We start from the raw sequence: 26826 nt of genomic DNA, 5'->3' as shown, positions 1-26826 counted from the left end.
TGTCTGATCTTTCTGTTATTCAGTATAGGAAAATTGGCGGGTCATGACAAGGAATTTTATCTCTTTGTAGATGTCGGCATTCTAAATGCAATTACATAACCGGATCAGGCTTTACAACCAGCTTTTCTGTACGTCTTTTCGTGTGTTTATTTGAATGTTCCTTTATGGAAGGGCTGTGATTACAGGCACTTACATTTTCTATATTCGTTCATACGAAAACGGGCCGAGACGGAAATATTGATCTGTCTGCTTTGGTAAACAGACTTGTGCTGATGAAAAAAAAGGCAACTGGGATAGACGTGGCTAATCAGATTGAACAAAACAATAATAATCGCGCCGGGATCTATGAAGCATTGATCTCTATCGGGCAGGATCTTGCTTCGACAATTGATCTTGATACCTTGCTTGACCGGATTCTGGTTGCGGCTCAAAGGGTGTTCCATTTTGACAATGCGATCATTCGTCTAGTCGATATGGACCGTGGTGTTCTGGAAGCCGTTGCCTCTTACGGTTATGACGATGAAGCGGTCAGGCAGGAAATCGCTCTTGGCCAGGGAATTATGGGGCGAGCCGCACTGCGCGGTGCCCCGGTTCTGATTAATGATCTTCACAATGAAACTGATTATGTGCCGGGAATCAAGGGCGCCGTTTGCGAGCTTGCTGTACCGATGCTGGCACGTGATCGGGTTATCGGAGTCTTCAATGTTGAAAGCCCTGCCATTGGCGCATTTACTGAAGATGATATCGAACCACTGCTCGCCCTTGCCGGACAGGCTGCAATTGCCATTGACAATGCCCGACTTTACCGTGATCTGAGCGACGTCTCCGGACGGAATAGGGAATTGCACCAGTTGAATAAAAGAATTCTCGAGAGTACCGATCTCGGTGTTTACACGGTCAATACCGATTTGCGGATTACCTCGTGGAATCGGCGCATGGTTGAGATGAGCGGAATTTCCGCTGCCGATGCCCATGGTAAAGAGTTGCTTGACCTTTTCCCGGCACTGGATGCCGAAGGTGTTGTCACCCGGATCGAAAATGTTCTTGCCAGTGGTCAATCAGAAAAACTGGAACTGGTTCACCGGACCCTCAAGGGACAGATGCGGTTCCAGAAACGTCGATTGGCTCCCCTGAAGGATGGTGAAGAGATGAGCGGGGTCGTTGTTCTGGTCGAAGATATTACTGAATTTAAAAAGTTGCTCGAACAGACGATTCATAGTGAAAAACTCGCCGAGGTCGGTCGGATGTCGGCCGCACTGGCACACGAAATCAATAACCCGCTTGGCGTCATTGCCTATGCAGTTGAATTGATCCTCCGCGAAGACGGGAACTCACCCTTTATTGATGAAATGCTCGAACGGATTGCCAACGAAACCGAGCGTATGCGCACCCTGACCGGAAGCTTGCTCTCCTTTTCAAGAGGACGCGAAACACGTTGGCAAAAGATTAATGTTAATGCGGTTATTCATGATGTTCTGAAGTTGGTCAAGTATGAGCTGCAAAAAAATTCAATTGAGATTGAATTTGAATCTGATGATGTTTTACAGGTCAATGCTGATCCGAATAAATTGAAGCAGGTTTTCATCAACCTTGTTCTGAATGCCGTACATGTTTTAAAAGGTGGAGGCACGATCAGGATCGAGACCGGCATGGCCGGAGAGGATACGGTTGAAATCGTCATTGCCGATAGCGGTCCCGGTGTTCCTGGGGAGGTCAGGGCGTCGATCTTTGAACCGTTTTTTACAACCAAGAAGGAAGGTGTCGGTACCGGCCTCGGCCTTTATATCTGTCGCAATATCATCGAGGAGCATAGCGGGTCAATCATCCTTGACAGCAATGTTGGTCAGGGCGCCAGCTTTCGCATCAGCCTGCCGGTGTCGGATATGCCTTCGAGTTAAGCATTGATATCTGAAGTGTGTCTAAATTATATGCATAAATAACAGGCACTGCTCGTAAAATACTGAAATTGTTGAGAAATAAAACTTGGCACGTCCTATGCTATATTCAGGACTGTCGTGTTCGGCAAGGGTGTTGGACACAGGGAATTTGTACCAGACATAACGATTATTCGGGACAACGATGTCCGGTGAATCGATTAAGGGCAAAGGCGCCCAGCCTCTCGGTGAGAGGTTGGGCGCCTTTTTGTTTTTTACTCGGAAAGGAAGGAGATACCAGATGAAGAAAGTTGAATGCATTATCAAGCCGTTCAAGCTTGACGACGTCAAGGCGGCACTGTCTGAACTCGGCGTTGCCGGTATGACCGTCAGCGAGGTCCGTGGTTTCGGACGTCAGAAAGGTCACACCGAGCTCTACCGTGGAGCTGAGTACCAGATCGATTTTATTCCCAAGGTTAAAATCGAACTGGTTGTGCCGGCTGATCAGGTCAGTGAAGTTGTTGAGCTGGTTCAGAAGGAAGCCTGCACCGGCAAGATCGGTGACGGCAAGATTTTTGTTCTCGAAGTCGAAAAAGCGGTTCGTATCCGTACCGGCGAAGAGGGCCCGGATTCACTTTAAACAGAAAACTATCCAATTAAGGAGGATATGGAAAAATGAAAAAGTTTGTCTCGATTATCACTCTTGGTCTTCTGGCGATTCCGACTCTCGCTCTGGCCGAAGATGCTCCGGTTTCGGAACTGTCGTTCGTACTGAACACCTTTTCGTTCCTGGTGATGGGCATCCTGGTCATGTGGATGGCTGCCGGTTTCGGTATGCTTGAAGCAGGTCTGGTCCGTCAGAAAAACGTTGCGACCATCTGCCTGAAGAACATCTCGCTGTTCGGCATCGCCGGCATCCTGTTCTACATCTGTGGTTATAATTTGATGTACGCCGGTGTTGACGGTGGTTATGTCGGTTCTTTCGGCCTCTGGGCTGCTGATGATGCTGCTGCCCTTGCCGGTGATTATTCGTCTGGATACGCTGCTGCTTCTGACTGGTTCTTCCAGATGGTCTTCTGCGGCGCGGCTTGTTCGATCGTGTCCGGTTGCGTTGCTGAGCGGATCAAGCTCTGGTCGTTCCTGCTGTTCTGCGCCGTACTTTGTGGAATTATCTACCCGATCCAGGGTTCCTGGGGCTGGGGTGGCGGTTGGCTGTCGGAAATGGGCTTCGCTGACTACGCCGGTTCGACCATCGTTCACTCGGTCGGCGGTTGGGCTGCTCTGACCGGTGCCATCATTCTTGGCGCCCGTAAAGGCAAGTACAACAAAACTGGTGGCATCAACCCGATGCCTGGCTCCAACATTCCTCTTGCTACCCTCGGTACCTTCATCCTGTGGATGGGCTGGTACGGATTTAACGGCGGTTCTGTGCTTGCACTTGGCGATGCCGCTTCGGCGATTGAAATGTCGAACGTTATGGCCAATACCAACATGGCCGCTTGCGGCGGTATGATCGCAGCCATGATCATGGTTCAGATCATGTACAAGAAAGTTGATGTCACCATGGGACTGAACGGTGCTCTGGCTGGTCTGGTCTCAATCACTGCCGGTCCGGCAACTCCGTCTCTCGGTGCTGCGACCCTGATCGGCGCTGTCGGTGGTATCCTCTGTGTCCTGGCCGTTCCGTTCTTCGACAAGTTGAAGATTGACGACGTTGTCGGTGCTCTTTCGGTTCACCTGGTGTGCGGTATCTGGGGCACCATGGCAGTACCTATTACTGACGACGGCGCCAGCTTCGCGACCCAGTTCATCGGCGTGATCGCTACCGGTGCTTTCGTGATGATCGCATCTGCAATCGTCTGGATGATTATCAAGTTCACCATCGGCATCCGTGCCAGCGAAGAGGAAGAATTCAAGGGCCTCGACGTTACCGAAATCGGTATGGAAGCTTATCCGGATTTCCAGAAGATCAACACATAAAGAAACGCTTAATTGTGCCGGACGGCATGAAGTCGTCCGGCGTTTTCAAACAACATTATTTTATAGGAGATTATTGAAATGAAGAAGCTTGTTTTGGCCGTTATGGCTCTGATGGTGTTCGCAGCTCCGGCTGCAGCAGTTGAAGTTGAAGGTGATGTTTACGCAGGTGTTTATGATGAGTACGTATGGCGTGGACTGAAGCTGAGCGGTTCGCAACCGGTTCTGCAGGCTGGCATGGACATGAGCTTTAACGGTTTTACCGTCAGCTACTGGACCAACACTCAACTGTCTTCATCTTCGCAAGGACTTATTGATACAGAAGGAGACGGCATTAATGATGCTAATGTTCTCGGGCATGACGAAGTAACCGAAACCGATATCGTTCTTGATTATTCTTTTGACGTCAACGATATGCTCTCTATAAGTGTTGGTGATATCTACTACAACTTCAATGTTCCGGGTAACACCCACGAACTTTATGTCGGTGCTTCTCTAAATACCATCCTGGCTCCGAGCCTGACCATCTACTACGATTATCAGGCTGCTAAGGGTGCGATGGCAAATGGATCTGATGCAGCAGGCATGTACTATGTCCTTGCTGGTGGCCATGATATTGAACTCGCCAAAAACCTTGGCCTCTCCCTCGGTGCTGCTGTTTCCTATGCTGATGAAAGCCCGTTTCTGACAGAGGATGTTGACAACAGCGGTAATGAGCAACCTTATAGTGAACTGCACAACTACGAACTGAGCGTTGGCCTGAGCTATGCAGTTTCCGAACAGGTCAGTATTGACGTTTCGGCTCTCTACACTGATTCTCTCAGTGATGAGGCTGAATTCGCAATGGGTAAAGACGCTGTTTCGACCGGCGGTGTGAGCGTTACTCTCGCATTCTAAAAAAGTAAGATTTGTCGAAAGGATTTGCCTCCTAATCGACTTCAGGCCGCTACCTTCCCGGGTAGCGGCCTTTTTTTGTCCGTGGCACGGTAAATCAATTGCAATACAGTTGTGTCGCTTTTTATAGAATTAACCCCGAGCCAGCCGGCATCAAATTAAGATAGATTCTGGCTATTTTGCCTGTTGCTGTTGAAACATGCTAGAATTGTTCAGGAATAATACAGGGGGAAATATGGAAACAAAAAAACCGGAACCGGTCGAAGTTACGAAATACGAACCGAAAAAGAAGCAGGGCCTCGTGCTCGTGATCACCGGTCACGGCAAGGGGAAGACGACGGCTGCTCTCGGCATGGTTCTGCGCGCTGTCGGGCATGGCATGAAGGTCGGAATCATCCAGTTCATGAAAGGTGATATGTACGCCGGTGAATGGGATGGTATCAAGAAACTGGGACATTGTGTTGAACTCTTTTCAACCGGCAAAGGCTTCTGCGGGATCCTCGGTAATCCGTATTCGCGCGAAGAGCATCGCGAAAACGCCCAGTATGCAATTGCTCTCGCCATGGAAAAAATTTCGGAACAGGCCTATGATTTACTCATTCTCGATGAAATTAATAATGCGCGTCAGCTGAAACTGGTCGATATTGAGCAGGTCATTGAACTGATCAAGTCCCGCCCCGCCCAGATGCATCTGGTCCTGACCGGTCGTGATGCCCATCCCGACGTGATTGAGTTGGCCGATACCGTCAGTGAAGTCAATGAAATAAAACACGCCTATCGCAAGGACATCGAACCGCAACCCGGCATCGATTACTGAATCGTCGCACCAGGTAAACTTATTCTTAATGCTATTACCTCCGAAAATATGGTCAAGAACGGAAATTTCATTGTTTCCTCTATTATTACTGGCCTCTATCCTGGTCTTCGCCTTTTTGTACTGTCCTGCTGCGGTCAAGGCCGAAGAGGAACCTGCCCCCCTTGCCGAAATTTCCGAACCACAATTGAACCTTCCCGGGGTCAGGGGCGCCAATGCGACGCACTCGTACATTTCAAATACTGTGGAACGTCTGTCACAAAGGATCGACAGCTTTTTCGGCGAAGAACGTATTTACGAAGAAGCGACCGGAACTTATATCCAGATTCGGGGAAGCGCTATTTTCAGTGAGGGCGGGCACCGTGATTATGACGGTAAGTTTCGCATCAAGGTCGATCTGCCGCAGATTGAAGAAAAAGTTAATTTTGTTATCGAGAGTCGGGATGAACGCGATGAGGAAGAAGATTCCGACCGCATTACCAGCGGGACTGAGCTGAATGAAGAAATCGATGATAATGATTTGTCAGCAGCTCTGCAATTCATGCTGAGGCAGAAGGAAAAATGGAATTTATCAATTCGTCCCTGCATCAAATTAACAAGTCCGCTGGAAGCTTTTGTGAAATTCAGGTACCGCAATTATCAGCCGCTCGGCGAGAAATGGATGTTCCGGGGGACAATCAAGGCTGAGTACAACACGGAAGATGATTGGGAAAACGGGTGGGAGTTCGACCTGGAGCGAAAAATCGGCGCGAGCACGCTTTTTCGTTCGGCTACTTCGCTGCTCTGGCAACAGCAGGTTCCCGGCAACCAGTTGCTGACCCAGGTTTTCCAGGTCAATCACCTGTTCAATCGGCGGCAATCTCTTTCTTTTGAAATCGGTACGACTGCCGAGACTCGACCGAAGCTGAATGATCTTTACTACTTCAGCAGCCTGCGCTATCGGAAAGATATTCATCAAGGCTGGCTTTTTCTCGAGTTAAAGCCACAAATTATTTATCGGCGTGAAACCGGCTGGAAGGATGAGCCGGGATTCGTTGTAACCCTTGAAACCCTTTTCGGGGCAAAATATCTACAATGAGCAACCTGATTCAGGTGTGGAGGTAATCATGGCGTCGATACAAAAGGCGAAAACCATCAAAAGTGTAATTATTGTTGTCTTGTTGCTGCTGGTTCTGGTGCCGCCACTCTATCTGAGCGTCTTTGAGTCACCACTGTTGAACAGCGCCGATGAAATCGGTATGCGTTATGTCGACGATGCTTTTAATCGGGCACTTGTTTCGTTTGCCCTGGCGCGTACGACCAATGCGATTATATCGGTTATCCAGGATAGCGAAATTAATATTGCTCCGGCCGGTGTCGGCGTGACGATCGCGGTCGGTGAGGCGCTCGACCCGGTAAATGATATGATCGAACGTTTTTCCTGGGTGATGCTGGTCAGCCTGGTTTCATTGGGCATGCAAAAAATGTTGATTGAGATCAGCCCCTGGTTCAGCATCAAGCTGCTGCTATTCCCGGCTCTACTGTTTATTCTCGCCGGGCTTTGGTCCGGAGGGCGATGGCGTCAAACATTGACCCGGTTCGGCACCAGGCTGGTTTTTCTTGCAATAGTCGTGCGGTTCTGTATCCCGGTTGTTGCCGCTGTCAATGAAGAGATCTATGCTCTGTTCCTCGATCAGCATTATACTTCGGCGGTCAACGAAATCGAACATGGCAACGCAGCGTTACGCAAAATGGATCCGATGGAACACGGATCAAGTGATCGAAAAACGGACGGTATCTGGGATGGTGTCAAAAAAAAGGCGGAACAGGTTGGTGAAATGATCGACCTGCAGCATCGAATCAGCCGGATGAAGACCCGTTTGACCGGAATGATCGAAAACCTGCTGAAGATGATTGCCGTTTTTACACTGAATACGGTGGTTCTGCCGATCGGTCTGCTCTGGTTGCTGGCAAAACTTTTTCGCTCGATTACCGGAAGCGATTCATTGCTGCAGATCGAGCAGATTCTGACCCGGAGAATTGCCGGAACCGGACCGGCAGAATCGGTGTCGTCAGAATACGTTGACCCAGGTGGGGATGGACAGGATGTCAAGGTTGACGAAAAGAACGAAGATATAAAAGCCGATCAGTGACAGGTTGACCGTCAGCAGCGCAATAGCCCCGAGTCTTTTCAAGGCGACATGCTTGCGGGTCTTGAAGCTGACCAGCTGAAACAGCCGGTAGAGGTTGAACGCAAGAAGAGCGCTCAGAATCAACAGCCAGCCGAGGGAGGCTCCGAGAAAAAAGGGGTTGCCCCCGAGTAAAAGCCCGGCACCGGTAACGGCGGCCAGAGGCGCAAGAACCAGCAGCGAGCGGAACCAGCTGGTTGAAACGATGTGGTTCTTGTTCGACCATGATTCAAAGATGCTTTGAATCTGTTCAGCAATACGGGGGATGGTTTTCTTGACATTCTCGCTGACAGTTGCAATCTCCATGTAGGGTGCTGCAAAACGATTAAAAACAATCTGCAGGTCAATCGCCTCGGGTCGGCCGACTTTGAGGTGCATTTTGATTCCCTTGATTTTAGGGTCAAAATTCTCTTCCCGATACTGTTTGATCGATTCGAGCTGACTGACTTCTTTGCCTTCCTCGATTGTCAGGGCATAGGTTCGCAGCGAGGCCGGATTTTTCAGGTCGTAGAGGTTCATCATCTGGGTCAGATCTTTTTTCAGAAATGTCGGTATCCGGGTGTTGAAATAGGTTTCCAACTGGGTGATCAATCGCTTGTCCACCGTGCAGGACGGCAGGTTGAAGCGTTTGGTCAGTTTTTTCATGAAGTCCCCCGTGAGAGTCAGGTTTTGTAGAAGCGTCTACATCTTAGCTTTGCACACGCAAATCTGCAAGCTAACAGTATGAATTTCTTCATGGAATCGGATCGGCTGTGTTATAGTTCCCGAATTGAATTGTCTCCTAGTGATTCCTTGATGGATTATTGCAGATGAAAAGAATTCTGAAATGGTTCATATCCGGTCCGGTTCTCCGGGGTCTCTTGCTTGTCGTTATTGTTGCCGGTTCCCTTTTTGAATGTCCTCCCTTTACAAAAATCGATCATCTTCTTTTTGATCAAATAATCCGACTGCGTTCCGGGACCGATGTTGATCGGGTCGCAGTCGTTGCTATTGATGAGTCAAGCCTCGAAACAGTCGGAAGCTGGCCCTGGCCACGGACATATCTTGCTGAATCGTTACAGCGCATCAGTGCACAGAACCCGGCTGCTATCGGTGTGCATCTGCTCCTTGAAGAAGAGGAGTGGAATCCTGGGCTGGCCGGTTTGCGATCATTGAAACGGCAGCTTAAATCTAACCGCATAAAAGGGCCGCTCAGCCTCGAGTTGGCCGAAATCGAATCATCGATTGATGGTAATGGCCAGTTGACCAAGGCTCTACAGTCTCCTCCGGTGAAGGTCCTGCCTTACACTTTTGCGGCCGGTGAACTTGCACCTGATCCGTCCGAGGCTCTACCACCGCATTTAAAATCAACCCATCCTGATCCGGATTGGCAGGCAAGCCTGAGTGCTCTTCACAATCCGCTGCGTCGACAAGATTCCCCCGCCGAACTCATTCCCGGCTTCGGCTCTTTTGGCAACGACGGGACATTGCTTGGCCATGTCTTTTATCAGTCCGATCTTAACGGCCGCGCCCGTGCGGTCTCTTTACTTAAAAAATACAGGGGAAAATTATTTCCGGCCCTGGTACTGCAACTGGCCGGTGCGGCAGATAGGAGAAAGAATCCCTATCTGAAAGTCGATACGCAAGTGCTCTACCTGAATAACCAGGCGGTTACAACCGGCGAGGATTATTCGGTTTATGTTAATCCGGTCACCGAATCAGCCGTCCCCCGACACTCGATTGTTGATGTTGTAAACGGGGTGTTGCCGGATGATGCCTTGGCAGACAAAATTGTGCTTCTCGGGCTGACCACGTCGGCGCGGACAACGGGCGGAGTTGTACCGGTCCCGCAACCGGCACCGGTTGTATCGGCGGCCGCAGTGATTTCAGATCTGCTTTCGGGACAGCAGATTATCAGGCCGTTCTGGGGCTTTCTTCTGGAATTGTCAGTTCTGATCTATCTAGGTGTTTTTATGATCCTGGTGTTGCCGCGTCTGCATTTCGGGCTCGGATTACTTCTTCAGGCCTCTTTTCTTGTCAGCTGGATTGGCGTTGTCACCGGCTTGCTTATGCTCAAAGGGCTCTGGTTTCAGATGGCACCGCATCTTATGGTTTTCGTATTCGGGATGTTGTTGATTGCCATGCAGCGCTATCTCGGTGGGACTGCCCGGAATTTTGAAGATCTTAAAATGCTCGGGCTGTCATTTCAATCACAGGGCATGCTTGACATAGCCTTTGACAAGTTTCGGGATATTCCGGTCAAAGATCAATCGATTCGCGAGATTCTTTATAATCTCGGGCTCGACTTTGAGCGGAAGCGGATGTTCAATAAAGCGATTGCGGTCTACAAACACCTGCTCAGGGGCGGCAAATTCAAGGATGCGAAAAAGAAAATAGAAGAGCTGAACAACATGGAACAGTCAGTCGTGTTCGGCGGTAATGGCAAACGCGACGGGACAATGGTTCTCGGTAAGGGTTCGACCGCCCCGACGCTCGGCCGATACGAAGTTGTTCGTGAACTCGGCCAGGGCGCCATGGGCACGGTTTATCTCGGTCGCGATCCCAAGATTAACCGTGAAGTTGCGATCAAAACCCTCAATCTGCAGGAAGTCGAGCCGGCCGAACTGAAGGAATTCAAGGAACGTTTTTTCCGGGAAGCGGAAGCGGCTGGCCGCCTCAACCATCCGAATATTGTAACGATTTACGATGCCGGCGAGGAACACGACCTCGCTTATATGGCGATGGAATATCTCGAAGGGGAGGACCTGACTGCCCATTGCAATATCAAAAAACTGCTTGAACCGAAAAAGGTGATGCAGCTTGCTGTCGAGATTGCTGAAGCACTGGCTTACGCTCATAAAAACGATATTTATCACCGCGATATCAAACCGTCTAACCTGATGTTGCTCAAAAACGGGCAGATCAAGGTTACCGATTTCGGGATCGCGCGGATCAAAAACTCTACCCAGACCCAAACCGGAACAATCCTCGGTACGCCAAGCTACATGTCGCCGGAACAGGTATCGGGAAAGAAGATCGAGGGCGCTTCCGACCTCTTTTCACTTGGAGTTGTTTGCTACGAATTGCTCTGTGGCGAGAAGCCGTTTTCTGGCGACAGTCTCGGAGCGTTGATGCACAATATTGCCAACGTCAAATACACGCCATTAAAGAGAGTCCGGTCCGATTTGCCGGAATGTTGTTATGCCGTTGTAAGAAAGCTTCTCAAAAAGGATGTCAGGGATCGTTATAAAAATGCCACCGAAGTTGCCGATGCGTTAAAAAAGTGCATCGACAAGACAGGTTAATCCATGAGAATTCGGGCAGGAGGGTTGAGCGATATCGGTCAACGCCGGAAGAATAACGAAGACAGCTTCTCTCTCGACGAACGACAGTCCTTTTATGTCGTTGCCGATGGTGTCGGCGGGCAACCGGCCGGGGAGATTGCCAGCCGTCTGGTGACCGATCGACTACCGGAATTTCTGGCAAAGCAACAGGGAGAAGGTAAGCCTGAAGAGCTTCTCGGCAGTGCCATCAGTGAAGTCAATGATCTCCTCCGGCGGGAGGCGGAGCGCAATCCGGCCTGGCGTGGAATGTCAACAACCGTAGTCGCGGCCTGGTTTCGGGATGACGAAGTCTGTCTCGCCAACGTTGGCGATTCCCGGGCCTATCTGGTTAGAGGCCAGGTGTTGGAGCAACTTAGCGAGGATCACACGGTGCTGGCTGAACAGCAGCGCCAAGGTCTGGCTGATGTCGGGACCACCAGCCGCATGGCCCACGTTTTGACCCGCTGTCTCGGCCTGGAAAGCGAAATCGAGGCCTCGTTGGCCACGATAGCGGCTAAAGACGGCGACCGGATTCTGCTCTGCAGTGACGGTCTGACCGATTCACTCTCCGAAGATGTTATCCGCTCGATTATCCTGTCTGCATCCGGACCGGGAGAAGCGTGTCGGATGCTGATTGAACTCGCCAATCGCAACGGTGGGCATGACAATATTACGGTCTTGCTGATATTTCTTGAAGAGGGTACATTGAAAACAAAAATTACCAATCTGTTTGGTCGGAGGTCCTGAATGCCACGCCTGTTACTCAAATTCAATGATGAAGTGCTCAAGGTAATTGATTCGAACAAGGATTTGATTACCGTCGGTAGAAATCTGAAAAACGATATCCAGATCGACAACCTGGCGGTGTCCAATTTTCACGCGCATATCGTCTGTCAGATGGGGCACTTTTTTGTCGAGGATCTCGGCAGTACCAACGGGACATTTGTCAATGATCGCAAAATCAGCAAATGGGCCCTGGCTGATAACGACGTTATGACCATCGGCAAGCATACGATAGTTTTCCTTGACGAGGAGGTCAACGAAGGTCAGGCCGGCATCGAGGAGCTGCAGATGGAAAAAACGATGATTCTCGATACAAAAAAACAACGTGAGCTGATCGGCGATGATACCGAGATGGTAGAACAACCGGCCGGTCCGGTCGGCCGCCTTGAGGTTTTGTCCGGCAGTACCGATAAGCCGGGGTATGATCTGAGTGCAAAATTGACCCTGGTTGGTAAAGATCAGGACTCCGAGGTGAAGCTCGAAGGGATGCTGGCTCCGAAGATCGGTTGTTTTATCTCACGAGATCGCTCCGGTTACGGTCTGATTCCTCCGGAAAAGAAAAACAAGGTGAGGCTGAACGGTCAGGAAGTAAGGGATGCTTCCAGTCTTAAATCGGGTGATCAGATTGAGATTGGCAACGTCAAGTTGCGATTCATGCTGCCGGAGCAGTAAACTGCTTCACGGGAGGACTCCTTGTCGATCGATTGGACAATCAGCCATGCTGCAATCTGGCGGCAATACAACCGGACACTCCGCCCGGTGCGGGATATCGATCCCGTACAACTTGCCGACCTGATCGGTATCGATCAACAGAAGCAACAGGTTGTCACCAATACCGAGCGGTTTCTTTGCGGAAACCCGGCAAATAATGTTTTGCTATGGGGGGCACGCGGCACCGGGAAATCTTCCCTGGTTAAAGCTGTTTTCAATGCTTTTCGCAGCAAGAGCCTACGCCTTGTTGAAGTCGACAAGGATGACCTGGTGAATTTGCCGGAAATCGTCGATGGCCTGCGTGAACAACCGTACAAATTTATCGTATTCTGTGACGATCTTTCCTTTGAAACCGGCGAAAGCGTATTCAAGCATTTGAAAAGCGTGCTCGAAGGTTCTGTCGAAGTGGCACCTGCCAACGTTCTTGTCTATGCGACTTCCAATCGCCGCCATTTGCTTCCGGAGCGCATGAGCGACAATCTTCAGACCGAGCTGGTCGACGGTGAAATTCATTACGCAGATGCCGTTGAAGAGCGCATTTCCCTCTCCGACCGTTTTGGCCTCTGGGTCGCCTTTTATCCGGGAAGCCTGGAGAATTATTTGTCAATTGTCGATCACCTGTTCCGGGAATATTCGGGCAACAGGGAAGAACTCCATGCCGCGGCCAAGCTGTTCGCCGCCGCCAGGGCCGCACGTAGCGGTCGTACCGCGCGCCAGTTCTATAACCACTATCACAAATCTGATCCAGACTGAGCGGTAACTGATTACCATTTACCATCAGGCCGGGATTCTTATAGGAGGACTATCATCAGTCCTCTTTTTTTATCGGTTCAAATGCCAGTGATGCCGAGTTGAGGCAATAGCGGTCGCCGGTCGGTTTCGGTCCGTCCGGGAAGACGTGTCCGAGGTGCGAGTCGCAGCGGCTGCAATGGACCTCGGTGCGGACCATGAAGAACTTGGTGTCAGTTTCGGTTCCGACATTCTCCGGCGCGACCGGCTCATAGAAACTCGGCCAGCCGGTACCGGAATCGTATTTGGTATCGGAGTGAAAGAGGTCCTGTCCGCAGGCAACGCATCGATATATACCATGTTCCTTGTGGTTCCAGAACTTTCCGGAAAAGGCGGCTTCGGTCCCCTGCTGGCGGGTGATGTGAAAAACATCCGGCGGCAGGATCCTGCTCCACTCTTCGGCGGACTTTTCAACTTTATCGGTCACGATGTATTCTCCGTTTTTGACTGAATAAACACGAATTGATTCGTCGCTCAGGGCACTGATGCTGCTGATGGTTAATAGAAGCGGCAACGCCAGAAAGATAATAATGTTCCTTCGCTTTCGCATGTTTTTGCTCCTTTTATTACCAATTTAATCATCATTTTCGGGGTGTGCAAGGCGTCGGGTCAGAAGTCGACAATTATCTTTAAATCGCTTATGATTATTATATTGAAAATTAATATCTAAAACAGAGTCTGACAGGTTGCTTCTATGGTGAAAAACAGTATCGTCGGTTTTGCGGCCGGCTTCTCCTACCCGTTCAAGGCCGGGCGTTATCTTCTGGCCAATCCCGGGTTGATTCTTTATGTGCTGATACCCTTTCTGATCAACACCGTTGTCTTCGCCGGTGCCGTCTGGTTCGGTCTTGATTTTTTTGAGGAAACGGTCACCACGATGATCCCGCAAGGTGACGCCTGGTATTGGGCGTTTCTCTATTATTTCCTCTGGTTAGTTGCGATTGTCGCGACGGCACTCCTTTTTTTCTTCCTCTTTGCCGTGGTCGGCAATCTGATCGCTTCCCCTTTTAATGATCTGCTGTCGGAAAAGACCGAATTGCTTCTGACCGGCCGGCAGAATGATGAGCGCTTCCGGCTCGGAACTTTCCTGCGTGAGAGCCTTCGCATTCTGTTTGATGATATGCTCAAAATTGCGGCTTTTATTGGCGGGATGCTTGTCCTTCTGATCCTGCTATTATTACCGGCGGTCGGGCCGGTGCTCTATTCGGTGCTGTCGATCATCTGGACAGCGCTTTTTCTGGTCATTGAATACACCGGGTTTATCTTCGCCCGCCACCAGAAGAAGTTCAGCGATCAGCGGCAGTTTATCAGGCAGCGAAAAATGGCTTCGCTCGGTTTTGGACTCGGTTCTCTCTGCCTGCTGGCGATCCCTTTCCTACAGTTTTTTACGATACCGCTCGGTGTGGTCGGGGCGGTGCATTTCTGGTACGACAGTACCCGCCAGCAGATTACCGGAGGTTCTGATGCTGACTGAAACGGCGGTGTCCGCAGCCCGGTCGGGGGCAGGCATCCTGATGGAGAAGTTCGGTACCGACATCAGGATCGAACACAAGGGTGAAGTCGATCTGGTAACGGAGGCCGACAAGGCGGCTGAAGCAGCAATTGTTGCCACCATCAGGGAGCGTTTTCCGACCCATGACATTATCGCTGAAGAAGGGGATTATGGTGTCAGGACAAGTGATCACTGCTGGATTATTGATCCACTTGACGGTACGACCAATTACGCTCATGGCTTTCCCTGGTTTGCCGTTTCGATCGGGTTGGAGGTCGCCGGTGAGATCATTACCGGCGTCGTCTACAACCCGTGCAATGATGAACTGTTCGTTGCCAAAAAAGGGGAGGGAGCGACCCTTAATGGCCGACCGATCCTGGTTTCATCGATACCGGACCTTGACCAGTCTCTGTTGGCAACCGGCTTTCCTTATGATCGAAAAACGACCCCGGACAATAATTATGATCACTTTGTCAATTTTCAACAAGCGGCCCAGGCCTGCCGTCGTCCCGGTGTTGCCAGCCTTGATCTTGCCTGTGTTGCCGCCGGTCGTTTCGATGGGTACTGGGAGATGAAGCTGAAACCGTGGGATGTCGCGGCCGGGATGCTGCTTGTTGTTGAATCGGGCGGCACTCTGTCAGATTTTTGCGGCAATACTGCCAATATTTATAAGCCGGAAATTGTTGCCAGTAATGGCCGTATTCATCAACCGATGCTCGCTGTTCTCAGCCAGGCTGTTCGACGATGAAGCGGTGTGTCGGTTTTACGTTTCTCTTTTTCTGCGCCTCTATAATTGTCTCAGGTACTGTTTTTGCCGACAGTCCGATTGTTCGCCAGAACTACGATGAATTCCGTGATAACCGGGACGGCAATGACCATTCGTCAGTAACCGACGAGGCCGGAATGGCTGAGCTATATCTTGTCTCCGCCCGGAAATCGATTGAGCAAGGTGATAACGCGACAGCGGTCAGGTACCTTAATTCCGGGCGCAAACTGGCTCCCGACGATGGTCGCTTCAGCCTGCTTCTGGGTGATCTTTATGCACGGAGCGGAGATGAACTGCTGGCCGAAAAATACCTGCTTGAAGCTGTCAGCCAACTACCTGCTTCCGATTTGCCTGTACGCCGACTGGGTGATTTATATTATCAGGCAGGGAACCTTCCGGCAGCCCGTGATGTGTTGATAAAAGCGCAACAGATCTCTCCAGGCGACCTTGATCTTCAAAAACAGATTAAACAGGTACAGCGAGAAATAGAAGTTGAAGAGGCGATGGTGCAGGACGTTAACTCAATTTTCACCGTCACTTTTGATGAGCGAACCCATGCCGAGCTTGCAGACAGGGTTATCGAAATCCTGCAGGTTGCTTATGCCGAGCAGGGATCGCTGCTGAATCATTATCCGCAGAAAACAGTGCAGGTAATTCTTTATTCTCGAGATGATTACGATATGACAACCGGTGCTCCGGCCTGGTCGGCCGGACGGTTTGACGGGAAAATCCGGATTCCAATCGGCACCCGCCGCGTTGAAGCGGCCGATCTTGATCGTATCCTTACGCACGAATACAATCATTTTCTTGCACAGCAGATAAGCCGTGGCCGGGCTCCAGCCTGGATTTATGAAGGTACGGCGATGACTGCCGAGAACCATCCACGATCGCGGAGCACCCATTTTTCCGAAGCGATTGCGCAAGGAAAACTCCTCGGTTTCGCGGAGCTTGAACAGAGTTTTGACCGCTTTGAACGTCGACAGGCATTGCTTGCTTATGAACAGAGTTTTTCTTTCGTGGCATACCTGGTCAATCAATTCGGGTGGCACAGTTTGAAGGACTTATTGAATGCTTATGGCCGTGGCCTTGCTACCCCAGAGGCATTTGCCAGTGTTTTCAATGGTTTCGGTCTTGATTTTCCGACCCTGGTCGAGGAATGGCGTGCCGGGTTGTAATTTTTTCTCAATAAAACAGCAGGTTAGGGGTTGTTTCGTCGGTTTCAGCAGTTATATTTTAGGTGTAAGGTATTATGGTTTTCAGAGTTTTTTTAACGCCTGTCCGGAATAACGGTCTGTTTCGGCGGGCCCAGTTGCACGAGGAGGTTACATGGCAGAGACGAAATCTGATCCGGACAAACTATCCCGCCTGGATGCCGACCTTGAGATTATGGATGCACATGCTGGTGAGATGGCTGAAGTGGAAGAGAGTATTCAGGAGTCAATGAAAAAACGGGATCGTGAGTACAAGGATTCACATCTCCACAGTGTGCCGAAAGGAAAGAAACACAGACGCTGACAGACGACACCATGAGTCAAAAAACCCCTTCGCAAGAAGGGGTTTTTTTATGAAAAGGCTGATGAATGCGGCGTCAGTTAACTTCTTCCGGTTCCGTCGGTTCCTCTTCGGACTTGATCAGCTCAATCTCTTCGACCAATGATGTTGCCGTATGCTTCAGGGAATCGATCTGGGAGAACATTGCCCTGACATCGGCTTTGTTCAGGATCGCTTTTTCACCCGCTTCGCGCATGTCGTCAATCAGTTTGCCGAGGTCGGAATGAGCCGCACTGATTTTTTTCTGGACGGCATTGAGATCAATTTTCTTTTGCACGATCCGCTTGTACTGATTTGCCTTGAACGTCGCCGAGTGGAAGGTTTTAACTGTTGAATTCCAGATTTTCTCGGTCGTCATGTTGCCGTTTTCCTGTTTTTTTTCTTCCCTGTTCTCTTCCATTTTGTCCTCCATTGATTGCCTTTCTTACAGCATAGCACCGGTAAGTGTCGGGTCAAGACCAACTTTTCCATATCTCTCCTTGCTCCGGTGCTTCTGTTGGATTAAACTGAACAGATTGAAAATTCAGGAGGAAAGTTATGGCATCAACTGAACGGGGACAAACCAAATTTCAGATCAATCTACGCCGGTATCTACGCGAAACAGGGGTCGACCGGGATCTAACCCGGATTATCTGTGAGATTGCCAATGCATCGAAATATATTATCAATGCTATCCGTACTGGTGACCTCGGCGTTGCCGGAACATCGAACCTCTACGGTGAGCAGCAACTGGCACTTGATGTGTTGTCTGACCGGATTATTACAAAACGGCTGATACATTCCGGCGTCGTCGCCAATATCGCTTCTGAGGAAGTAGACCAGATTACACCGGTAACATATCCGACAAACGGGCGTTATTCGATTGCCTTCGATCCGCTCGACGGTTCATCGCTGGTTGATGTCAATCTGGCTGTTGGAACGATCGTTTCTATTTATGAGGGTGACAACCTTCTGCAACCGGGGCGCAACCAGGTTGCGGCGTTGTATGTGTTGTATGGTCCGAGAACCACTATGGTCGTATCAACCGGTAACGGCGTTCATGAATTTGCGATGAATCTGCTGATGGAATTTGATCTCGTCGAAGAGAATATCAAACTTGAAGGTCCGGCCAGGGTCTACGCCCCGGGTGGTACCCGGACGAAATACTCTCCCGGCACCGAGAAGTTTGCCCAGTATCTGGAAAACAGCGGAACCAAGCTCCGTTACAGCGGTGGATTTGTTCCGGATATCAATCAGGTTCTGATCAAGCGGGGTGGCGTCTTCATGTACCCGCACTTGAGTGATCTACCCGATGGCAAACTCCGTGTTTTGTACGAACTGAATCCAATGGCTTTTTTGATTGAACAGGCCGGTGGTGCGGCCTCGACCGGCAAGGGTCCAATCCTTGACTATCTGCCGAAGGAAATTGATGATCGTGCTCCGATCTTCATCGGGAGCAAGGCGGAAATCGAAATGTTGGAGAAGTTTATCGCGGAAGAGGGTTGAAGCGGACAACGGATTGAAAAAGCAACAGCCCGGCTCAGCAGAAGAGCCGGGCTGTTGCTTTTTTGAAAAACATTTATTTAATATCTGCCACTTTTCCTCGTAGCGCGACATTCGTCATCATCCCGCCAACAAGACAGGAATATTTCTCTCGATCGACATAATCTTTATTCTTGGTGACCGAATAAAGATCTATTACGGCATTTCGACCTTCACGTGACGCTCTGTCCTGGAAGGCAAGCAAGGCCGAAATAAATGCATTTTCGCAGGCCTGTTCGGCTGACCGTCCGAACTTTCGGGCGCGTTTGTTAGCGGTGTATTCTCGTGAGGCATTGCGTGTTTTTCCATGCTTTTGGCCCTTCATGTAGAAGGAGAGCGAAGGGTCGAGTTTGTCCTTGGCCAAGGAGCTGTTCAGGGCATCCTTAACCGATAAATACGCCCACGTGTCTGCTGCCGTTGAGTGTGTCGGCATGAGAAAACTCAATGTAAGCAAAAAAACGAAAATGACTCCGAATCTGTTCACCATTTTTTCCTCCGACGGTAGATAATTATTAAAAACTTCACTTTCTTCAAATTTGTTTATTAGAATACAAGTAAATTGTTTGTAGGTCAAATTTCGAGTTTTCTCAGTAACCTTGACTTTACTTTCATAAAAAATCCCGGCAATTGCTTGCCGGGATTTTTTATGAATTTCCGATTGCTGATGATCAATCGTCATGATGGTCATCGTCATCGTCATGATGGTCATCGTCATCGTCGTGATGGTCATCGTCATCGTCGTGATGGTCATCGTCATAAGTTGAATTATTACTATTTGGACAATCTCCGTTTACCTCAACCTTGGAGGTCCAGTAAACTCCGGTGGCATAAGCTGGTGCTTGCCAGGAAAAGTCGACATCAGTTGTCCTTCCTTCGCTCAACCATGCTTGCTGGCAGAGGTGGCCAATGACTGTGCCGCGGTCATCGAAACCGGTCAGCTTAACAGCTGCCGGTACACTGTTGTCGGTATTGTTTTCAACAGAAGCGGTGAAGTTAACCGATTGGCTTTGTTGAACTTGCAAGCCGGCGTGGGCCATGGTGGCACATGCGAATGCGAAGATCATCACCATTATAATAAGTTTCGTTGTTCTCATTTTATCCTCCAGATAAATATCCAGTTTGCTTTACGTTACATTAAATACCTACTGTACAACCGTGGTCGGCGCTTCGATGAAGACGATGAAATCTTCAGGAGCGGAAGTGCCAGGCTCAGTTGTGGCAGTCGCCGCATCAAAGGTCGGGGTAATACGCATGGTGAAGCTGGCGTTGCCTGCGGCATCGGCAGTCGGCCAGCTGGCAGCGTTACCGACTGAGATGTAAGCATTAATGTTAACGTTGGCAAAATCGTCAATGTCACCGGGAATCCAGAGCGGATTTGTATCCCAGGATGCAACAACATCTGCCGGGATAACATTCCGGACATAAGCAGGGTCACTCGGGTCGGCGCCGTGGGAAGGCGGAATCGTCCAGGTACCGTCGCCATTATCGATCGGAACCAGCGATTCACGATGTGTAACCCACTCACCCTGACAGCCTTCGGCAGCACCGACAGTCTGGGCAATTTCTTCATTGAAAGCGCCGTCACAGTGACCCATCAGGGCATTGTCTGTGTAAATGATACCGTCCATGTCGAAGTAAATGGCGCCTTTGAGATTGCTTGAAGGCATCCACTCGCCGAACAGGTCGGTGTGAACCGGATGCATGCCGGTGGTGTTGATGTGGGTTTCACCGGCCAGCAGGCCAAAGTTGGCACGAACGTACGGATTAAAGTAGCCGGCCGATGTGTGGTGTTTGTCTGGTGCACCAAAGAGGCCGTGGGCGACCAGGGAATCAAGTTCGCCCTGATTCGCCATGGAGCTCGGGGTCGGATCATTGTTGTCGTGCTTGGTGCCGTTCTTCAAAGTATATGCCAGACCCTGACCGGGGGCAGCCTCAACGAAATTGGCGCCAGTGCCGAAACCGAGCTGCTGGGTGTAGCCTGAAACACGCTGACCGGTCTGGTTGCCATATTTCTGCAGGACACGGTAGATATCCTCCTGACCGTTGGCGGAGACGTTGAAGACCAGGTCGACCGGGGCATCAAGGTTGTAGCTGACGACTTTAAAGCGTTTGCTCGATTGCCACGGATCAGAACACTGCTTGAGGTCAACACCCCACCAGTCACTCATCTGGGTTGCCGTAGGAGTCGAATCGGGGTTCCAGCCGGCCGACATGATACAGTTGGCGCCGGTCACGTTATCGCCGGTTACAACACTCAGGCCAGGGCCCTGGGTGTCACGTTCTTTCCAGGTCATGGCGCCGTTCGGCAGATAATTTACGCCGCCGGAATATTTTGCATAGCCGCTTGGCATGAAGCCGCCGGTTGCAACCGCTCCGGTGTTAGGGTCGACCAGTGAGCCCGGTTCAATGTAATTGTAAATGTCAAAAACGAAATCTGGATCTGTTACATTGGTGGGCGCCATCGGAGAAACGTCCGACATGTCCCAACTGGTAATGGTATCGGCCAGGACGGCGGGGGTGATCGCCAGGGAAATGGCTGCAAACAGGCTGGCCATTTTGATTGAAAAACGAATTTTGTGCATTGTTTTTTCCTCCCGTTTAGTTTGGTTTTCATCAAAATAAAATTGATTGAACGCACTCCCTGAAGAGTTCCCGGTTTTTTTGTCAGCCTTTTTCTTTACCTCCTTTCTTGTGGCCAAAAAAAACCAGGCAACTGTTCAGTTCCCTGGCGGCCCGGCTATCTTCAAATTGAAGATCCGTGGCTCTCCGTCCCAATCTCGCGAATGGTTTGGTCTTTTCAGGTTTATGCCAATAAAAAAACCAGGATTCATGTTTAATGAAGTCCTGGCAGCCCGGCGATCTTCAAATTGAAGACCCGTGGCATTCCGTCCCAATCTCACGATTGGTTTGGCTTTTACAGACAAAATATTATGCGCAGAAGATTAGTTCTTGCTAACAATGAAAAGCAAATTAAAACTTTTTATGGATGTATTAGTAATGCTTATACGATTTGAAAAGTACTGAATGATAACGGTAATTTTTTCAAACAGGAGCGTTTATCTTTTCTGATTTATTTTTCTTAAAGGATTGACCGGGTGAGCTGATTGTTGTGAACGGCTTCGCAATAAGTCTTAAGGTGGGGTGACGAACAGATCGGTACCTTACGTAAGCTCAGTATATCGAAAACAGTCGGTGGTGTGATCATTGACCATGCCGACTGCTTGCATGAAGGCATAGCAGATCGTCGGTCCGACAAAACGGAAGCCGCGTTTTTTGAGATCCTTGCTGAGGAGTTCAGATTCCGGAGTCTGGGCCGGAATCTCACGCCAGTTCTGCCAGCTGTTTTGTATTGGCAGCGCATCGAAAAAACTCCAGAGATACCGATCAAAACTGCCGAATGCTTCCTGGATTTTCAAAAATGCCTGCGCATTACTGACCGCTGATGAAATTTTTAGCCGGTTGCGGATAATTGCCGGATTTTTGCGTAACGCTTCCTCGGTATCGGGTGTAAATTCAGCAATCCGGACCGGATCAAAATCGGCAAACACCTGCCGATATCCCTCTCGCTTGTTAAGGATGGTCTGCCAGGAAAGACCGGCCTGGGCGCCTTCCAGAATGAGGAACTCGAACAGTAAACGGTCGTCATGAACCGGGACACCCCATTCAGAGTCATGATAAGCAACCATCAGGGGGTCTTCTCCTGCCCATTTACAGCGGTTGAGGGGCATGTCTAATCTCTTTTGACAAGAATCTTTTTAACAGCTTCTTCGATTATCTGTTCGTGGGGTTGGTTGAATCCGACAGTCGCATCAAGATCGCGAATAATTCCGTCCTCAAGGCGGTAAATCCAGCCATGAACGGTCAACTTCTGCTCTTTGCGCCAGGCGTCCTTGACAATAGTTGTCTCACAGATATTGGCGACTTGCTCGATAATGTTCAATTCACAAAGGTGCTCGAATTTTTTCTGCTCACTTGTTATTTTATTGAAGAATTCCTTGTATTTACGTTTGATATCATGGATGTGGCACAGCCAGTTGTCGATCAGACCGTGCCGGGCGTCTTCCATGGTTGCTTTCACGCCACCGCAGCCATAGTGGCCGCAGACGATGATGTGCTTGACCTTGAGGACCTCGACGGCATATTGGATCACACTCAGGCAGTTAAGGTCGGTGTGGATAACCAGGTTGGCAATGTTGCGATGAACAAAAATGTCGCCGGGCATCAGATCAACAATTGCATCGGCTGAAACCCGGCTGTCGGAACAGCCGATCCAGAGATATTCCGGCGCCTGTTGTTTTGAAAGCAGGGTAAAAAAATCGGGATCTTCCTTCTTGACCCGTTCTGCCCACGTTTTGTTTCTATTAAACAGGTTTTGTAATTCTCTCATAGAACCTCCTGTAAATGATCGCCTGTAAAGCTAATCTTCAGTCATTTATTTTTCATGACCGGTTTGATGTCGAGCAGGGGTGTCATGTCAAGGCAGTCGAGCCCTCTGGTCACAATTTCATTGTCGCTGATCTTTTCAATGATAATTTCGGCAGTACCGATCGGGTTCGGTCTGTGCGGTGTACGCAATGCAAAAATCCCTTTGATTTCACCGGTCTTGCGAGAAGGGCGCTGCATCCCGGTAACGGTCGCCCGGTCAAGCCAGTAGAGGACCAGTATCCGGTCACCCGGGGAGAGACCATAAAGTCCGTCCGTGAATTGCGGATCGAGTTCAAGCCGGCAGACCGGACCATCCGGATCTGTGTTACGTGGACACTCCTGCATTGCCTGGAATGGTGTTCGAACATGCCCGATTTTTTGTAGCGTAAAAGTGTCAGTCAGGCTCATTTGTTTAAAAATCCCGAGTTGAAGATCAAAACTATAATATATTCGTGTTATTATCGTCTAAATCAATTTGATACGCAAACAGACTTTAAATGATGCTATGCAATTATTCTTGCGACCAGCCAACCTGATTCAGATCATATCTTTCTTTATTTTACTGGTTTTACTTGGTAGTGGTTTTTATAGCGGTGCCGAGAATCTTGGCTATAACTGGCAGTGGTTCCGGGTCGTGAAGTTTTTTTACCAACCACTTGACGGTGGCTTTGCTCCTGGACCCTTGCTGCAGGGGCTCAATGTTACTATTCAAATCGTTCTGATATCTCTTGTTTTTTCTCTGGTTATCGGCGGCGTAACGGCCCTGTTGCGCCTCTCCGGAAGCCTTGTCGGGAGTCTGATCGGATACGGATATCTTGAAACTATCCGTAATACGCCTCTCCTGGTACAGGTTTTTGTCGTTTATTTTGTCCTGGCTCCAGTTTGTGGAATCGGTCGTTTTGCCTCGGCGATTCTGGCATTGAGTCTCTTTGAAGGAGCTTATGCTGCCGAGATCATCCGGGCCGGTATCCTGGCGATCCCCCGCGGTCAATGGGATGCGGCCCGCGCTCTTGGAATGAGTCCGCGACATTGTTACCGTTATATTATATTGCCCCAGGCGATCAGCAAGGTCATACCACCGTTGACCAGTCAATCGATATCGCTGGTTAAGGATTCGGCGCTTGTTTCGACAATTGCCATCTATGACCTGACCATGCAGGGGCAGCAGATCGTTGCCGAAACTTTTCTGACCTTTGAAATATGGATTTCTGTTGCTCTTGTATATCTCTTGTTGACGCTCTCCATGTCGGGTCTGGTCAGGTTGCTTGAGTGGAGTCTGGTTGATCAAAAATCCTGAAACTATGCGAGGAGGATTATTACTATGAAGCATTCTCTGTTGTTGCTGATAGTTCTGTCACTGATTGTTTGGCCTTTGCCAGCAATGGCCGATAACGTTCGACTCGATCTTGCGAAACAGAGTACCCTTGAGCAGGTTCTGCAGAAAAATCGTTTGCGGGTCGGGTTTTCAACTTTTGTCCCCTGGGCGATGAAGGACAAGTCCGGCGAATTTGTCGGTTATGAAATCGAGGTCGCCCGTAAATTGGCTGAAGATATGAATGTTGCAGTTGAATTTATTCCAACAAAATGGTCCGGAATTATCCCGGCTCTTCTGACCGGCAAGTTTGACATTATCATTGGTGGTATGGGGATCACTGCGCAACGTAACCTTAAGGTTAATTTTACCCGGCCCTATGAATACAGCGGAATGTCGATACTGGCAAGCAACAAACGAGCTGCGGGACGGACCGCACTGGCGGATTTTAATAACAGCAAAACAACGATTGTTGCCCGGATCGGTACGACCGCGGCCATGGCCGCCAAAAAATATCTGCCGAAAGCCGAACTGCGGCTGTTTGACGATGAAGGACAGGCTTTGCAGGAAATTCTGAATAATCGCGCCGATGCCCTGGTGGCTTCCCAGCCATTCCCTGAATTCCAGGTAATCAAGTATGCCGGAAAAATATATCTTCCTTTAAAGGGAGAAACCTTCACCAGGGAACCGATCGGGTTCGCTATCCGCAAAGGCGATGTTGATTTTCTTAATTTTCTCAATAACTGGATCCTGGTCAATGACGCCAATGGCTGGCTGCAGCAACGCTATCGTTATTGGTTTACAACTAACGACTGGAAAGGGTTGGTAGAATAGGATTGAACGGGGGAGGTTTGTTCAGAATGGGCTGGCGGCGTCTTGATACGGCTCTATTGGCTTTGGTTCTGGTCGCTGTCGGGTGGTTTCTCTACCGTGTCGAGATCGGTCTCTCCTATCAATGGAACTGGGCGGCGATCCCGCAGTATCTTGTGCGTTACGATCCGGAAAGAGGCTGGGTCGCCAATTTCCTGATACAGGGCCTCTTCATGACGATCAAGCTGAGTATCTGGGCATTGATTCTGGCGATGCCGCTCGCGTTGATAGTCGGGTTGTTGCGGGTCAGTTCGCATCTATTTAATCGTCTGACCGGGACTTTTTATGTCGGCCTGTTGCGCAATCTGCCGCCGCTGGTTCTGATCCTGCTTTTTTATTATTTTGTCAGCGATCAGATTTTACCAAAAACCGGTATCGCCGACGCTGTTGCCAGTGCTCCTGAATCGTTCCGAAGCATTGTTGAGTTGTTTTTTGCTCCGGTTGCTTATCTTGAATCGTTTATTGCCGCAATTGTTACCCTGGCTCTCTTTGAAGGGGCTTATCTCGCGGAAATTGTCCGTGCCGGCATTGAGTCACTCGAATCCGGGCAGTGGCAAGCCGGTATGGCACTCGGCATGAGACGCTGGCAGCTATTGCGCACGGTTATTCTGCCGCAGGCATTCCAGCGAATGATTCCGCCTCTGGCTGGCCAGTTCATTTCGACCATCAAGGATTCGTCGATTGTTTCGGTCATTTCGATCCAGGAATTGACATTCCAGGGGATGGAGTTGATGGCGTCAACCTACCTGACATTTGAAATCTGGTTGACCGTCGCGGCGCTCTATTTTTTCTTAACCTGGAGTTGTTCGCTTGTTGCCGGAAAACTGGAGCGGACATTCCGCTTTAACGAGTAGAATATCTTCTTTCAGGTTTACACCTCTATTCCCCGTACATCTCCTGGTAATCTTCCATAGCCGCCGTAATAACCTTCAGGGCATGACCAACCCCGTAAGCTTCCGAGACTTCGACGGGAGCCGTTTCACCGGGTACCAATTTGTAGGTACTGAAGTAATGACGAAGGCGTTCAACGTAGATATCCGGAAGTTCCGAGACATCTTCGATGTGGGCATAGAGATTGTCGTTGGCGAGAACAGCAATGATTTTATCATCGGCCTCACCGTTGTCGATCATCTGCAGACCGCCGACCACCTTGGCATTCAGGAACACTTCCGGCTGGCTGACCGGGCGTTCACTGAGAACACAAATATCTAACGGGTCGCCATCGGCAATTTCGGTTTTGTCGGACAGGGCGGCAACCCGCTTTCCACAAAAGGTTTTTGGAATGAACCCGTAGAGGTTGGGCGGCTGCGAACTGGCCCGGTGCGGTCGGTCGACTTTGAGATATCCGGTCTCTTTGTCGATTTCATATTTTACCCTATCAAAAGGGGTAATCTCAATGTAGGCATGTACCACTTCCGGAGCGTCAGGACCGACATCAAGACCGTGCCAGGGGTGCGGGCGCCAGCGATAGAAAGGTTTTGGGAAAGGCATGGAAACCTCCATCTATTGTTAAGCTGTAAGGCTAATGGAAATTGGCCGTATTGCAAGCTTCATTATTCCATCATAACCTGTTCGTC

28 protein-coding genes, 1 pseudogene and 2 riboswitches are annotated in these 26826 nt (G+C 49.8%); of the genes and pseudogenes, 19 read left to right on the top strand and 10 right to left on the bottom strand.

Annotated elements, in window-relative coordinates; genetic code table 11:
* Positions 1–266: 266 nt before the first annotated feature.
* The 7 genes from C0623_00235 (at position 267) to C0623_00205 (ending at position 7691) form a co-directional block, all read left to right on the top strand.
* Positions 267–1898: a hypothetical protein gene (locus C0623_00235; GenBank protein ID PLY03814.1), complete on the top strand. Its 1632-nt coding sequence runs from the start codon at positions 267–269 to the stop codon at positions 1896–1898.
* Between the two features lie 277 nt (positions 1899–2175).
* Positions 2176–2514, top strand: a complete 339-nt coding sequence (locus C0623_00230; protein PLY03813.1) for a transcriptional regulator — start codon at positions 2176–2178, stop codon at positions 2512–2514.
* 35 nt (positions 2515–2549) lie between these two features.
* Positions 2550–3854 carry an ammonium transporter gene (locus tag C0623_00225; GenBank protein PLY03812.1) on the top strand — a complete coding sequence of 435 codons (1305 nt, stop codon included), beginning with the start codon at positions 2550–2552 and terminating at the stop codon, positions 3852–3854.
* A 78-nt stretch (positions 3855–3932) separates the two neighbouring features.
* On the top strand, positions 3933–4748 hold the full coding sequence (locus tag C0623_00220; protein PLY03811.1) for a hypothetical protein: 816 nt from the start codon (positions 3933–3935) through the stop codon (positions 4746–4748).
* Between the two features lie 232 nt (positions 4749–4980).
* Positions 4981–5562 (top strand): cob(I)yrinic acid a,c-diamide adenosyltransferase, encoded by a 582-nt coding sequence (gene cobO / locus C0623_00215; protein PLY03810.1) that lies wholly within the window; start codon positions 4981–4983, stop codon positions 5560–5562.
* A gap of 70 nt (positions 5563–5632) precedes the next feature.
* Positions 5633–6637 (top strand): hypothetical protein, encoded by a 1005-nt coding sequence (locus C0623_00210; protein PLY03809.1) that lies wholly within the window; start codon positions 5633–5635, stop codon positions 6635–6637.
* A 28-nt stretch (positions 6638–6665) separates the two neighbouring features.
* Positions 6666–7691: a hypothetical protein gene (locus C0623_00205; protein ID PLY03808.1), complete on the top strand. Its 1026-nt coding sequence runs from the start codon at positions 6666–6668 to the stop codon at positions 7689–7691.
* Here the strand turns inward: C0623_00205 and C0623_00200 are convergent.
* Positions 7611–8372 (bottom strand): hypothetical protein, encoded by a 762-nt coding sequence (locus tag C0623_00200; protein PLY03807.1) that lies wholly within the window; start codon positions 8370–8372, stop codon positions 7611–7613. The genes C0623_00205 and C0623_00200 overlap by 81 nt on opposite strands.
* Before the next feature lie 164 nt (positions 8373–8536).
* On the opposite strand from C0623_00200, the gene C0623_00195 reads away from it, so the two are divergent.
* Genes C0623_00195 through C0623_00180 form a run of 4 tightly spaced genes read left to right on the top strand, consistent with a single transcriptional unit; the run spans position 8537 to position 13276 of the window.
* Complete coding sequence (locus C0623_00195; GenBank protein ID PLY03806.1) at positions 8537–11011, top strand: hypothetical protein; 2475 nt, start codon at positions 8537–8539, stop codon at positions 11009–11011.
* Positions 11012–11014: 3 nt separating this feature from the next.
* Complete coding sequence (locus C0623_00190; GenBank protein PLY03805.1) at positions 11015–11776, top strand: serine/threonine protein phosphatase; 762 nt, start codon at positions 11015–11017, stop codon at positions 11774–11776.
* A complete protein-coding gene (locus C0623_00185; protein ID PLY03804.1) occupies positions 11777–12484 on the top strand; it encodes a hypothetical protein in 708 nt (235 codons plus the stop codon).
* Between the two features lie 21 nt (positions 12485–12505).
* On the top strand, positions 12506–13276 hold the full coding sequence (locus C0623_00180) for an ATPase (GenBank protein PLY03803.1): 771 nt from the start codon (positions 12506–12508) through the stop codon (positions 13274–13276).
* A 55-nt stretch (positions 13277–13331) separates the two neighbouring features.
* On the opposite strand, the gene msrB is transcribed toward C0623_00180, so the two are convergent.
* The gene (gene msrB / locus C0623_00175; GenBank protein PLY03880.1) at positions 13332–13739 is read right to left on the bottom strand and encodes a peptide-methionine (R)-S-oxide reductase; all 408 of its coding nucleotides are present in this window, start codon (positions 13737–13739) and stop codon (positions 13332–13334) included.
* 267 nt (positions 13740–14006) lie between these two features.
* On the opposite strand from msrB, the gene C0623_00170 reads away from it, so the two are divergent.
* The 4 genes from C0623_00170 (at position 14007) to C0623_00155 (ending at position 17085) form a co-directional block, all read left to right on the top strand.
* Entirely contained in the window at positions 14007–14786 is a 780-nt protein-coding gene (locus C0623_00170) for a sulfate transporter CysZ (GenBank protein ID PLY03802.1), read from the top strand.
* Positions 14776–15552, top strand: coding sequence for an inositol monophosphatase (locus tag C0623_00165; GenBank protein PLY03801.1), 777 nt, complete (start codon positions 14776–14778; stop codon positions 15550–15552). Before C0623_00170 ends, C0623_00165 begins: the two co-directional genes overlap by 11 nt.
* On the top strand, positions 15549–16745 hold the full coding sequence (locus C0623_00160; GenBank protein PLY03800.1) for a hypothetical protein: 1197 nt from the start codon (positions 15549–15551) through the stop codon (positions 16743–16745). Before C0623_00165 ends, C0623_00160 begins: the two co-directional genes overlap by 4 nt.
* A 151-nt stretch (positions 16746–16896) precedes the next feature.
* Complete coding sequence (locus C0623_00155; protein PLY03799.1) at positions 16897–17085, top strand: hypothetical protein; 189 nt, start codon at positions 16897–16899, stop codon at positions 17083–17085.
* Positions 17086–17158: 73 nt separating this feature from the next.
* Here C0623_00155 and C0623_00150 read toward each other — a convergent pair whose 3' ends face one another.
* Positions 17159–17521, bottom strand: a complete 363-nt coding sequence (locus C0623_00150) for a hypothetical protein (GenBank protein ID PLY03798.1) — start codon at positions 17519–17521, stop codon at positions 17159–17161.
* A 137-nt stretch (positions 17522–17658) separates the two neighbouring features.
* Between C0623_00150 and C0623_00145 the strand changes: the two genes are divergently transcribed.
* Complete coding sequence (locus C0623_00145; GenBank protein PLY03797.1) at positions 17659–18606, top strand: fructose-bisphosphatase class I; 948 nt, start codon at positions 17659–17661, stop codon at positions 18604–18606.
* 73 nt (positions 18607–18679) lie between these two features.
* Here C0623_00145 and C0623_00140 read toward each other — a convergent pair whose 3' ends face one another.
* The 6 genes and pseudogenes from C0623_00140 to C0623_00115 form a co-directional block, all read right to left on the bottom strand.
* Complete coding sequence (locus tag C0623_00140) at positions 18680–19330, bottom strand: hypothetical protein (protein ID PLY03796.1); 651 nt, start codon at positions 19328–19330, stop codon at positions 18680–18682.
* On the bottom strand, positions 19311–19736 hold the full coding sequence (locus C0623_00135) for a hypothetical protein (protein PLY03795.1): 426 nt from the start codon (positions 19734–19736) through the stop codon (positions 19311–19313). Before C0623_00135 ends, C0623_00140 begins: the two co-directional genes overlap by 20 nt.
* Positions 19737–19784: 48 nt before the next feature.
* Positions 19785–21137, bottom strand: a pseudogene (locus C0623_00130) (hypothetical protein).
* A 229-nt stretch (positions 21138–21366) separates the two neighbouring features.
* Positions 21367–21445: riboswitch (cyclic di-GMP riboswitch) on the bottom strand.
* Between the two features lie 40 nt (positions 21446–21485).
* A riboswitch (cyclic di-GMP riboswitch) is annotated at positions 21486–21564 on the bottom strand.
* A 239-nt stretch (positions 21565–21803) separates the two neighbouring features.
* Positions 21804–22370: a DNA-3-methyladenine glycosylase I gene (locus C0623_00125; GenBank protein PLY03794.1), complete on the bottom strand. Its 567-nt coding sequence runs from the start codon at positions 22368–22370 to the stop codon at positions 21804–21806.
* A 2-nt stretch (positions 22371–22372) separates the two neighbouring features.
* On the bottom strand, positions 22373–23029 hold the full coding sequence (locus C0623_00120; GenBank protein ID PLY03793.1) for a carbonate dehydratase: 657 nt from the start codon (positions 23027–23029) through the stop codon (positions 22373–22375).
* A 41-nt stretch (positions 23030–23070) separates the two neighbouring features.
* Positions 23071–23475 carry a tRNA (N6-threonylcarbamoyladenosine(37)-N6)-methyltransferase TrmO gene (locus C0623_00115; GenBank protein ID PLY03792.1) on the bottom strand — a complete coding sequence of 135 codons (405 nt, stop codon included), beginning with the start codon at positions 23473–23475 and terminating at the stop codon, positions 23071–23073.
* A gap of 97 nt (positions 23476–23572) precedes the next feature.
* Here C0623_00115 and C0623_00110 point away from each other — a divergent pair, with 97 nt between their 5' ends.
* The 3 genes from C0623_00110 to C0623_00100 are packed head-to-tail and all read left to right on the top strand — an operon-like array spanning position 23573 to position 26103.
* The gene (locus C0623_00110) at positions 23573–24364 is read left to right on the top strand and encodes a polar amino acid ABC transporter permease (GenBank protein PLY03791.1); all 792 of its coding nucleotides are present in this window, start codon (positions 23573–23575) and stop codon (positions 24362–24364) included.
* Between the two features lie 24 nt (positions 24365–24388).
* Positions 24389–25213, top strand: coding sequence for an amino acid ABC transporter substrate-binding protein (locus tag C0623_00105; GenBank protein ID PLY03790.1), 825 nt, complete (start codon positions 24389–24391; stop codon positions 25211–25213).
* A gap of 26 nt (positions 25214–25239) precedes the next feature.
* The gene (locus C0623_00100) at positions 25240–26103 is read left to right on the top strand and encodes an amino acid ABC transporter permease (GenBank protein PLY03789.1); all 864 of its coding nucleotides are present in this window, start codon (positions 25240–25242) and stop codon (positions 26101–26103) included.
* 25 nt (positions 26104–26128) lie between these two features.
* On the opposite strand, the gene C0623_00095 is transcribed toward C0623_00100, so the two are convergent.
* A complete protein-coding gene (locus tag C0623_00095) occupies positions 26129–26740 on the bottom strand; it encodes an inorganic pyrophosphatase (GenBank protein ID PLY03788.1) in 612 nt (203 codons plus the stop codon).
* Positions 26741–26826: the final 86 nt, after the last annotated feature.

The sequence above is a fragment of the Desulfuromonas sp. genome (assembly GCA_002869615.1).
Classification (GTDB): domain Bacteria; phylum Desulfobacterota; class Desulfuromonadia; order Desulfuromonadales; family UBA2294; genus BM707.
The sequence above is the reverse complement of the archived record's forward strand: the minus strand, read 5'-3'. Positions and strand labels throughout refer to the sequence as shown.